Annotated in this window: 11 protein-coding genes; 1 reads left to right on the plus strand and 10 read right to left on the minus strand. The window is 51.0% G+C overall.

Annotated elements, in window-relative coordinates; all coding sequences use genetic code 11:
• From HMPREF1527_RS01995 to HMPREF1527_RS02040, 10 genes are all read right to left on the minus strand, one after another.
• Complete coding sequence (locus HMPREF1527_RS01995) at positions 1-1488, minus strand: YifB family Mg chelatase-like AAA ATPase (RefSeq protein ID WP_016477034.1); 1488 nt, start codon at positions 1486-1488, stop codon at positions 1-3.
• On the minus strand, positions 1481-2029 hold the full coding sequence (locus HMPREF1527_RS02000) for a YraN family protein (protein WP_016477035.1): 549 nt from the start codon (positions 2027-2029) through the stop codon (positions 1481-1483). Before HMPREF1527_RS02000 ends, HMPREF1527_RS01995 begins: the two co-directional genes overlap by 8 nt.
• A gap of 200 nt (positions 2030-2229) precedes the next feature.
• Positions 2230-3036, minus strand: coding sequence for a ribonuclease HII (locus HMPREF1527_RS02005; RefSeq protein ID WP_016477036.1), 807 nt, complete (start codon positions 3034-3036; stop codon positions 2230-2232).
• Between the two features lie 80 nt (positions 3037-3116).
• Entirely contained in the window at positions 3117-3458 is a 342-nt protein-coding gene (gene rplS, locus HMPREF1527_RS02010; protein WP_016477037.1) for a 50S ribosomal protein L19, read from the minus strand.
• Between the two features lie 180 nt (positions 3459-3638).
• Positions 3639-4700 (minus strand): deoxyguanosinetriphosphate triphosphohydrolase, encoded by a 1062-nt coding sequence (locus HMPREF1527_RS02015; protein ID WP_035433628.1) that lies wholly within the window; start codon positions 4698-4700, stop codon positions 3639-3641.
• Between the two features lie 146 nt (positions 4701-4846).
• Complete coding sequence (gene ppdK / locus HMPREF1527_RS02020) at positions 4847-7609, minus strand: pyruvate, phosphate dikinase (protein ID WP_016477039.1); 2763 nt, start codon at positions 7607-7609, stop codon at positions 4847-4849.
• A 177-nt stretch (positions 7610-7786) separates the two neighbouring features.
• Complete coding sequence (locus tag HMPREF1527_RS02025) at positions 7787-9106, minus strand: NCS2 family permease (protein ID WP_016477040.1); 1320 nt, start codon at positions 9104-9106, stop codon at positions 7787-7789.
• 64 nt (positions 9107-9170) lie between these two features.
• On the minus strand, positions 9171-9647 hold the full coding sequence (dut, locus tag HMPREF1527_RS02030) for a dUTP diphosphatase (protein ID WP_016477041.1): 477 nt from the start codon (positions 9645-9647) through the stop codon (positions 9171-9173).
• On the minus strand, positions 9640-10092 hold the full coding sequence (gene nrdR, locus HMPREF1527_RS02035; protein WP_016477042.1) for a transcriptional regulator NrdR: 453 nt from the start codon (positions 10090-10092) through the stop codon (positions 9640-9642). The genes dut and nrdR overlap by 8 nt, the downstream gene beginning before the upstream one ends.
• A gap of 97 nt (positions 10093-10189) precedes the next feature.
• The gene (locus HMPREF1527_RS02040; protein ID WP_035433630.1) at positions 10190-10648 is read right to left on the minus strand and encodes a LysM peptidoglycan-binding domain-containing protein; all 459 of its coding nucleotides are present in this window, start codon (positions 10646-10648) and stop codon (positions 10190-10192) included.
• Positions 10649-10831: 183 nt separating this feature from the next.
• Here HMPREF1527_RS02040 and lexA point away from each other — a divergent pair, with 183 nt between their 5' ends.
• Positions 10832-11488, plus strand: coding sequence for a transcriptional repressor LexA (gene lexA / locus HMPREF1527_RS02045; protein WP_016477044.1), 657 nt, complete (start codon positions 10832-10834; stop codon positions 11486-11488).
• Positions 11489-11496 lie beyond the last annotated feature (8 nt).

Raw genomic sequence — 11496 nt, forward strand, 5'->3', positions numbered from 1 at the left:
TTATGACAGTATTCGAGAGCGAAAGGTAACCGCTTCGGAAAGATCGTCTTTTGTTATGAGGCTGTGGTGTTCAAGATCGGCAACTGTCCTCGCAACACGAGAAACTCTCGCAATCGACCTGCCTCCCAGTGAAAGTCCGCGTGCATACCGCTCAAAGAGCTGTCGAGCACCATCTTCAAACAAAAGTTTTTGCAGACTTTCGCGCTCTCGCGCTTCTCGCCATTGCCGATAATCTCTGCCGGACATAACAAACTGCCTCATTTCACTTGAAGTCAAACCCGTATCGCCTTCGATAACCTTTGTTGATGAGGGGCGAGCTACATCGCACACGATATCTATCCGATCCATAAGAGGTCCTCCTACCTTCGACTGATAGGTATCGATACGTGCGGGGGTGCACTTGCAAAGATGGTCCGGGTCGCCGCAAAAACCGCAGGGACAAGGGTTAGCTGCAGCTAATAATTGAAAATCACAAGGAAATGTATATAAACCGTCAACGCGTACGAGCCGGACCTCCTTGTCCTCGAGGGGCTGCCGCAAAGCCTGCAAAGTATTGGTTGCAAACTCCGGCAACTCGTCAAGGAATAAGACACCCTTGTGCGCAAGTGAAACCTCTCCCGGCAAAACCGGCCTTCCTCCTCCAATCAGCCCGCCAAGCGAGATAGAATGATGAGGAGATCGAAACGGACGGATACCTTGAGCAAGCCATTCCGAAGGCTCTCCCGCCACAGAATGAATCAGCAACGCTTCTTCCAGCTCATCCGGATCGAGCTTAGGTAGAATCGATAAGAAGCGCCGAGCCAGCATAGTTTTTCCTGAACCGGGAGGCCCTACCATTAACATCCCATGCGATCCTATCGCCGCAAGAATGAGCGCACGCTTGGCGAGCTCCTGATCAACAACGTCAGCAAACTCAAGGTTGAGACTTTGAGGAGTTGTTCGCTTCAAATGCGTTTTGCTTTTGAAATGACATTTACGCAAATCAGCGGTTGAGCAGACATCAAAAAGGGATTGGATGCCATACACATGTGTGCAGTTGGCGCCCGCGAGTTCGCTTTGATTGGAGACGACCAGATTACGCCCAAGGCTTCGGGCAATTTCGACATAGGCAATTGATCCTCTTACCGGAGCCACTTCCCCATTCAACGTAAGCTCTCCCACAAAGATGTTCTTTTCGATAATCTCCTGCGAAAGCTGGCCTGTCGCAACGAGGATAGCTACCGCCATGGGCAAATCAAATCCTGAACCGTTCTTTCTCATATCCGCCGGCGAAAGATTAATAGTGATATGCCTTCGGGGTATGGTAAAGCCGCAGGCTCCCAAGGCGCACTTAACCCGCGAGCGTGCCTCAAGAACAGCCGAATCCGGCATGCCTACGATAGTCACTCCCGGAATGCCTCCCACGACGCTTGCCTCAACGTTTACCAAAACAGGTTCAATGCCCCGGATGGTTGCGGTCTTTACGCATACAGCGCCTGAACTAGTCATTTTCATCCCAGCTAAAAGCGCCGATAAGATGACGCAGGCTCGCGCTGCGCTCCGCAGCGAGATTGATTGCAATCACATCAAACCGAACCACGCTGACATGCGCATGATACGCAAGGTAGAGCAACGCCATCTTTCGATAGGTCCGCTGCTTGTGCGCTGTCACCGCAAGCTCCGGCATAAGATTCGCATCGCTTTTTGTTACGCGACGTGTTTTAACTTCAACCATGACGTATGTCTCGCCATCACGCGCGATGATATCCGCTTCACCTCCACCCTTGCATCGCCAATTGCGCTGGATGATTTTGTAGCCGCGGCGAGCGAGATAGTCGGCTGCAAGCTGCTCGCCCTTCTCGCCTATTTCATACGGCGAATACTCAGCCAGAGTCTTTTCTGGCTCCTCAGCCGGCTCCGACTCCTTTGATGGTTCCGCAGATTCCTCAAAATCCTTTGCATCACCTGCAAATTCTTCAGGAGAGGCAGATTCAGGGCAGTCCTCTTCCTTCGCATGATACTTGGCATCAAATTCAAGTTGTTCGTCCATAAGCTCTCCCTTCGCTTTCTTGAGAGAGCTATCATGACAGGCCGATCTGACAGCATTCTGTCTTCAATCTGACCGTTATCTGACAAGCATGTCTAGCCGCAAAAAATTTTGATGTATTTTTTTGAGAGCCACAATCGATGCCCCTGCATGTTGCGCAGGGGTATCAAATGGAAGCGCGACAAACCAGGACAGTAATTACATTATTGATATGACGGCGATTCAAAGAGGCGCGGCCCCTTCTCAAAATTTCCACAAAACGAGACGCGATGAATCGGAGAAAGTCCGTATTGCGCAATAGCGGCGATATGATCTGCCGAGGCATAACCCTTGTTTTCAGCAAAATGATACTGGGGATAGCGCGTGTCGTATGCCACCATCAAAGCGTCTCTGGATACTTTAGCAACAACGGAAGCAGCGGCAATTGAAGCTATCTTGGCATCGCCCTTTATGATTGTTTTTTCAAGCGGATGCGCATGAACAGGATTTCCATCAATAAGAACACAGTCCGGCTCAACGCCTGTTTTATCAATGGCAATCCGCATTGCCTTTCGAAGTGAAGCTGTCATTCCCTTCTCGTCAATTTCTGCAGGCTCAATAGAGGCAATGCCTATAGCAAGCGCAACCTTGGCAACCTGAGCCGCAACCAGTTCGCGCTTTGCGGCCGACAATTGCTTTGAGTCATTCAGTCCCTCAATATAAGGATTATCAGGAAGCACAACCGCACAGACGGTCAAAGGTCCAGCGACAGGGCCACGGCCCACCTCATCAACGCCGACAATAATGCCTTCTCTGCCCAGTGCGCGCTGAAGCGTATAGAGTGACTCTACGCGCTTTCTTTCTTCGCGGATACGCAGGAGGCGTTTTTGAGCTAAAGCGAGCGCGTGTTGCACCTGTTTTCGCGGATCTTCGGCATAACGCTCGGCGAGCGCAAGAACCTCAGACTCGGATGCGTCACTCAAAAACGCTGCGATTTCTTTTGCCGTCAATCGTGATGAATCAAACGACATCATCATTCCTCTTGAAGAAGTTCCCTACTGAAAAAGCCGCCCCTATGGACGGCTTCATCATACTGCAGGTACGCCTTGGCTTAGCGCTGCTCACGAAGACGGGCGGCTTTGCCGATACGATCGCGCAGGAAGTAAAGCTTAGCGCGGTGCACGACACCGTGACGAACTACTTCAAGCTTTGCAATCTTAGGGCTATGGAGCGGGAACGTACGCTCAACGCCGATACCGAAGCTGATTTTACGGACGGTAAACGTCTCACGCGAACCCTCGCCTGAAAGGCGGATGATGTCGCCCTGAAAGACCTGTTCACGAGTACGGTCACCCTCGACGATGCGATAGTGAACCTTTACATTGTCACCAACGCGAACAGCGGGGATATCCTCGCGGATCTGCTGGCGCTCAATTGCGCGAATGTAATCCATATTTCCTCATCTCTAGAGGTGCCGACGCAGAGGCGAGCGACACATAGCTCAACACACAGGTGAAAAGTATATTAGACCTTGGGCTTTCAGGCAAGGATAACGCGAGAATTTCTTTCAAATTCCTCTGTTTCAGCGAGAAGTGCTCGCTCTTCCCCATTCTTGCGCGTTGTTCTTATCGCCTTACCTGTGATTACCTCTGTTCTCCCTCCACGATTTCGGAAGACGCAGGTCTTCAAAGGTCCGCGTTGCATATCTGTCTGTCATGCCTGCAACAAAATCAGCTACCTGCAGTTCGGGCTTATCCGCATCGTGAACCGTATACTCATCAGGCACTTCATCAAGGTGCGAAATGAAGTAGTCAAACAGCTCGATAATGAGGTCGTACGCTTTGGGCTCTTCGTATTTTGCATCCCCATTTGCGTAGAGGTTATCAAAGAGAAACGAACGCATGCGCATCATGGCATCCCACATGACATCCGACATCTGAATGTCTCCTACAGCCGCACTCTTGATAACGATGTCATGCACCATAGTTTCGATGCGCTCAGAAGACGAGTCCCCGAGAAGCGCGCGCGACTCCTGAGGCAACATTGCTTCCGTGAGAAGTCCAGCGCGTTCTGCATCGTCAATGTCGTGTGTTACATAGGCGATACGATCGGCAACGCCAACGATGCGGCCTTCCGCCGTCATGGCTCGAAGACTGCCCGAGTGGCACCGAATACCGTCTACTACCTCTCGGCTCAAATTAAGGCCTCTGCCGTTACGTTCAAGAAGCTCAACGATGCGCGCCCCTTGTTCATTATGAGCAAAAAAATGTTGATTTTTTGGATCCAAAGGATTCAGACCCCTATAGAGAGCAATGGCTGTTGATAAGGCCTTCTCGCCGATATGCCCAAATGGCGTATGCCCAAGATCGTGTCCAAGCGCTATAGCCTCTGCCAAGTCTTCATTCAGTCCCAAAGGACGCGCGATTGATCTCGAAATCTGAGCGACCTCCAGCGTGTGGATGAGCCGTGTGCGATAGTGATCGCCTTCCGGCGCGAGAAACACTTGCGTCTTGTGAGCAAGGCGGCGAAAACTCTTGCTGTGCAGTATGCGGTCCCTATCGCACTGATAGCAGGTACGAAACGCATCGGGTTCCTCAGGTGTCAGACGCCCTTGTGAACTATCGGAAAATGCGGCCTCCGGAGCAAGGAATTCATGCTCACGACGCTCAAGGTCTTCTCGCGTAACGGTTTTCATGATGCCCCCAAAAAAACTCATATAGCGCGCGCAGGCGGCGAATGTTTTCAAAAGTCTAACAGAAAAGGAGAATGCCCGAAGACATTCTCCTTTTGATAACAGCTGCATCTCACACGCAAAGAGCGCCGTGGTGAACCTGATTGAAATTACTTGGTAGCAATCTTCTTCGGTCCGCCGTTTGCAGCGAGCTTTGCCTGAGCTGCCGCAAGACGAGCGATGGGCACGCGATACGGCGAGCAAGACACATAGTCAAGACCAAGGTTGTAGTACATGTGGATGGACTCAGGATCGCCGCCCGTCTCTCCGCAGACGCCAATGGTGAGGTTGGGGTTACCCTTATGACCGCCTTCGACGCCCATGCGGACGAGCTCTGCAACACCCTTGTCAAGCGTTGCGAACGGGTTGGTCTTAACAATCTTGCGCTCCAAATACAGAGGCATAAAGGCGGACTCAACGTCGTCGCGGGAGAAGCCGAGGCAGGTCTGGGTCAGGTCGTTGGTGCCGAAGGAGAAGAAATCAGCATGCTTTGCAATTTCTTCAGACATGATGGCAGCGCGAGGCAGCTCAATCATGGTACCAACGGGGATATCCAGCTCAACGCCGTACTCATCGGCAACCTGTTTGATGGTCTTCTCGACCTCTTCACGCACCTGTACCAGCTCCTCCTCAAAGCCTACGAGAGGAACCATGATCTCAGGATGGGGATCAAGGCCGACGCGCTTGAGCTCTGCGGCGGCGCTTGCTATAGCACGAACTTGCATAACATTGAGCTCGGGATACACGATGCCCAAACGGCAGCCACGCAAACCGAGCATGGGGTTTGCTTCCTGGAACGCATCAAACTTAGCGAGAAGCGCCCGTTTAGCGGTAGCGTCTTTACCCTGCTCTTCATCATGGGCAATCTCAACCTCAAGATCGCGCGGAGAGTCAAGGAACTCATGCAGAGGCGGATCAAGCAGGCGAACAACAACGTCTTTGCCGTCCATAACCTTGAACATACCAAGGAAATCGCCCTTTTGCGCGCGACCAAGCTGGTCAATAGCAAGCTGCTTGACGTCCTCGGAATCAGCCAAAATGAAGTCCTGGATAAGGTGCTTACGCTCACCGAGGAACATGTGCTCGGTGCGGTCAAGGCCGATTGCCTCTGCGCCGTTATCAAGTGATGTCTGAGCGTCGGCGGGGTTGTCGGCGTTTGCACGAACGCCGATGTTGCGGCCGCGAGAGCTATCAAGACGAACCTCGTCAGCCCACTTCAGGATTGTCTGAAGGTCACCGGAGAGCTCAGGCTGGACCAACTCGACAGCGCCGAGAATGACATCGCCGGTAGTGCCGTCAATGGAGATGATATCGCCTTCATTAACAACCAGATCAGAGCCAGCGACCGTGAAGCGCTTGTTAGCCGCGTCAATACGCAAAACATCAACGCCGCAGACGCAAGGAGCGCCCATGCCACGGGCGATGACAGCCGCATGGCTGGTCTTGCCGCCATGAGACGTAAGGATGCCCTCAGCCGCGACCATGCCATGAAGATCATCGGGCGTAGTTTCCCAGCGAACCAAGATACAAGGCTTACCAGCCTCGGCGTACTTCTCGGCGTCTGAAGACGAGAACACGGCAGCGCCGACAGCAGCGCCAGGAGAGGCATTAAGACCCTTGGCGATAGTCTCATACTTTGCATTGGGGTCAAATTGCGGGTGCAAAAGCTGGTCGAGCTGCTCAGGAGCAACGCGGGTAACAGCCTGCTCCTTGGTGATGCGGCCTTCCTCATACATCTGGATTGCGACCTTCAGAGCGGAAAGTGCCGTACGCTTGCCTACACGAGTCTGAAGCATCCAAAGCTTGCCGTTTTCGATGGTGAACTCAATGTCCATCATGTCAGCGTAGTGATCCTCAAGAATCTCAAAGACGTGGAAGAGCTCTTCGCCCGCCTCTTTGAGAGCGGGAACCTTAACGAGATCGGTAATAGGCTCGGTGTTGCGGATACCAGCAACAACGTCTTCGCCCTGCGCGTTAACAAGGAAATCGCCATAGCGCTCGTTGGTGCCGTCGGCGGGGTTACGCGTAAAAGCAACGCCGGTAGCCGAAGTCTCACCCTTGTTGCCGAAAACCATGACCTGAACGTTTACAGCAGTACCAAGGTCATCAGGAATCTTGTTCTGCTTACGATAGAGGATGGCGCGGTCGTTCATCCAAGAACCGAAAACAGCCTGCTCAGCAAGGCGGAGCTGGAGATATGGATCGGAAGGAAAGACGGCAAAGCCGTTCTTTGAAACCTCTGGGTGCTCTTTGACGTCAACATTGGCTGCAAAGATGCCCTTGAACCAGGTCACAAGTTCACGAAGATCGTTGGCGGTAAGCTCCGTGTCAAGCGTGACGCCCTTCTCGGCCTTCTTAGCAGAGATGGCATCCTCAAAGAGCTGGCCGGAAACGCCCATAACCACGCCTGAGAACATCTGAACGAAGCGACGGTAGGAGTCCCAAGCAAAGCGCTCATTGCCTGTCTGCTTGATGAGGCCCTGAACCGATTCGTCATTAAGGCCAAGGTTCAAAACGGTATCCATCATGCCCGGCATGGAGAACGGAGCGCCAGAACGGACAGAGACAAGCAGGGGATCTTCTTTATCGCCAAGCTTCTTCCCCATGCGCTCCTCAAGATCCTGCATGGCCGAATCAATCTCTTCAATAACGCCATCAGGCCAAACGTTGCCCGCTGTAGAGTAGGCTACGCACGTCTGGCACGTAATTGAAAAACCAGGAGGGACAGGCAGGCCAATCTTAGACATCTCAGCAAGGTTAGCGCCCTTGCCGCCGACAATCCATTTTGCCTCGTCTACGGATGCACCGGCGACTTCAGTCACATCGTTACCGGCATGATCCTTTCCAAAGCTGTACACATGCTTCTCAGACATAACACTCCAAACCTTTAAAACCAGACACGCTCAAGCGTGCACTTACACCACATAACATGAGTACACAGGGTGCGAACTCATAACAAGTTATGATATCAAGCTGCAAGTAAATCGGAGTCGAATATACGCTCATCGGCATTATTCAACCACTCACGGATTATACCAAATATCTTGGCGCTACAGCTGAAGCAGGATAAAGTAAGCGACAAAAGCAAGCGCGGCAACCCACATCAAAGGCTTTACCTTCTTTACATTGCCCGTAACAAGCGCAACGATCACATAGAAGATAAATCCAAAACCGATGCCATCGGAGATTGAGTAGGTCATGGGAATGCCTGCGATAACCATAAACGCAGGGAATCCCTCAAGAAGATCGTTCCAATCAATCTCCGTAACTTCAGTCATCATGAGGAAGCCAACGATGACCAGGGCGCCCGTTGTAGCAGCGGAGTCAACAATAGAAATTAGCGGAGCTACAAAGGCTGAGACAAAGAAGAAAAGACCGGTAAAGACCGATGCAAGACCCGTTCGACCACCATCGGCCGCGCCGGAAGCGGATTCAATAAACGTAGTAATCGAAGACGCACCAAAGAGACCGCCTGCGGCCGCAGCTGCAGAATCGACGATAAGAATCTGCTTGATATCTTGTACCTCTCCGTCTTCTGTCAGAAATTCTCCCTGCTTTGCAATGGCCATCGCAGAACCCATGGTGTCAAAGAAGTCCGACATCATCAGCGAGAATGCAAAAACGAGAAGAACAGGAGTGGTTAGAACTTTAACGATTCCCATGACACCGTTGGCATCGGTTTGAAATGGCGCTCCAAACGAAGAGAAATCGAGGCCGGAAATAATGCCCGCGGGTACCGCGGTCACGCCGAGCGGAATGCCAGCCAGAACCGCAAGAATAATGCCGATGAGCAAGGAGCCCTTGACTTTGGCGGAATACAGAATGACAGTCGCAACAATGGAAACCAAACCAACTATAAAGGTCGGCTCAAAGATATTTCCAAGTGAAACCATCGTCGATTCATTGGCAACCAAGATACCAGCGTTCTTGAGACCAATCATGGCAATAAACAGTCCAAGGCCCACAGAGATTGCATGACGCAAAGAAACTGGAATGGCATCCATAACAGCTTCACGAAGGCCGCACAGAACAAGAAGGAGAATTGCAATGCCTTCTACAAAGATAACGGCCATGGAGGCGTGCCAGTCACCTCCTGTAACTTGTGTAAGGGTAAATGCCACAACAGCGTTTACACCCATTCCCGACGCGCACGCCAGAGGGCGGTTGGAAAAAAGACCCATGCAGATTGTCATAATACCCGCGCCGATGCACGTCGACGTAATTGCAGCGCTTAACGGCACTCCGGCCATGGCCAATATGCCAGGATTAACGGCAATGATATAGGCCATTGCAAGAAACGTTGTGAGTCCGGCGCGTAATTCTTGGGTAACAGACGATCCACGCTCACCTAGTTTAAAGAGCTTTTCCATCACCAATTCCCCTCTCTCTGCAATTGGCAGACATGTACGAACTTGCACAACTTATCTACACAAGCTAAACACCGCTTGAACCAAAACCGCCTGCTCCTCTATCTGTTGCATCAAGCTCATCTACTTCAACGAGCTGCACAACGGGCACACGTTGTATCACCAGCTGCGCAATGCGCTCCCCGCGCTCGATATGGATGGTAGTGTTCGCATCAAGATTGACCGCACATACCTTCAACTCACCACGATAATGAGCGTCAACAAGACCCGGAGTGTTTGCCATGGACAAACCTTCACGGTATGCAAGGCCGCTTCGCGGCTGAACAAAACCGGCATATCCGTCAGGAATAGCGATAGCCAGTCCGGTTGAAATAAGACGGCGCTCAAAGGGCTTGAGATCCAGCTCTTCTGCACTTCTTAAATCCAATCCTGCGTCTCCGCTATAGGCATATGACGGAAGATCAACGGAAGGGTCGAGACGTTTTATGGGAAGTTGTATGTCACAGTCACAGGTATGTTCATTCATTAGTGAACCATCATTCATTAGTGAGACTCCTTAGCTCTTCGCTGAACTCATCAACATCTTTGAAATCACGGTATACCGAAGCAAAGCGTATGTAGGCGACCTTATCAAGGGCGATAAGCTCTTTAAGCACAGCGCTACCAAGATCTTCAGAGGATATTTCATTTTGGCCGCCGTCACGAAGACCCGACTCGACCGCATCAATCAAAGCGTCCAGTCTTTCGACGGCTATATCGCGTTTTACCGTAGCGGCGATAAGGCCTCGCATTAATTTCTGCCGGTCAAAAGGTTCTGTATGACCATCTTTCTTGCGAACAACGAGAGGTATCTCCTCTCGTCTTTCATAAGTCGTAAAACGATAGCCGCATTTTATGCATTCGCGCCGACGTCGTATAGCGTCATTGTTATCAGACGAACGAGAATCAACAACTTTTGATTCTTCATATCCGCATTTTGGACAACGCATAGTATCCTCTCTGTTGACATACAAGGAAGATACCATGTATCCCCAAAAAAGAAGAGCACGGTCAAAATTCTTGGTGCTAAAGGCCTAAAACATTCCGCTAATGGCGCGCAAAAGGAACTTTCAGCACTTCTCCCGGCTTAAGCGTTGTATCTGAAAGTCCATTTATTTTTTGGATATGGTGCGCTACGTCAGCGGTGGATACCCCTGTAACGCCATGCTGTGCGGCAAGTGACCAAAGAGAATCGCCAGACTTCACAGAAACTGTCTCCGTTTGAACCTGATTCAAAGAAGCGTCAACGGAATCTTCTATCGCAGCCATACGAAGGCTATAAACTGACATGAGAACAGCAGCTACCACTGCAAAAGCAGCAGCAAAGACAATGAGTTGCCGTAAAGAAAAAGGCTGATAAGGCGCGACAACCCGTTCATGTTTGATTTGTGCGGCTGAAGCTGATTTTGCGGATGCTCCTCCCTCAATGAGAACAAGTCCGCGCGATGTAGTCTTCAACGCAGAAGTGCCGTCAGACATGCATGCATCTAAATACTGCTTATCCATAGTGCGATCCTTTCCGAAGTGCTTCTCGGAACGGTTATACCTTACCAACCGGACAACAATCGAACCGAACATGTGTACTCACTATAGACCGTACGTTTGTTCGTGTCAACAAAAAATACGAACATTCGTTTGATTTTTATACCGAACAGGTGTATGATATGCACAGCGATAAAGGAGGTCCGCATGCCTAAGGGAAAGCTCAGCAAGCGTCAAAGTGCTATCTATGAATACATATGCTCGTACACAGAAGAGCATGGCTATCCTCCCTCGGTAAGGGAAATCGGCAAGGCTGTTCAACTCGCTTCGCCTTCCACCGTTCACATGCACCTTAAAGTTCTTGAAGAGCTTGGTCTTATCAGCCGAGATCCTAAAAAGCCTCGAACTATGAAAATCGTCCCTCGCAGCTCTGATGGCTCTCGTTCCAGCGTAAAGCTCGCTTCAATCTCCCAAGACATCAATGCCAACGTTATTACGCTGCCTGTCATCGGCAACGTCGCTGCAGGTACACCAATTCTTGCAGAGCAAAATGTTGAGGATACGCTTTCTTTGCCTACAAGCATTGTCGGCGATGCAAGCACGTTCATCCTCCGTGTGCACGGGGAATCCATGATTAACGCCGGTATTTTTAATGGCGACTACATCATCGTAAAAGAGCAACAAGACGCTCACGATGGGCAGATTGTTGTCGCGCTCATTGATGATTCCGCAACAGTCAAGACTTTTTATCGAGAAAAGAACTGCATCCGTCTCCAGCCTGAAAATGACACGATGGAGCCTATCTATTCAGATAATCCCCGCATCCTTGGTATCGTTACGGCATTAATCCGCTCTCTATCCTAGGAGGACGT

Source organism: Atopobium sp. oral taxon 199 str. F0494 (assembly GCF_000411555.1).
Taxonomy (GTDB): Bacteria; Actinomycetota; Coriobacteriia; order Coriobacteriales; family Atopobiaceae; genus Lancefieldella.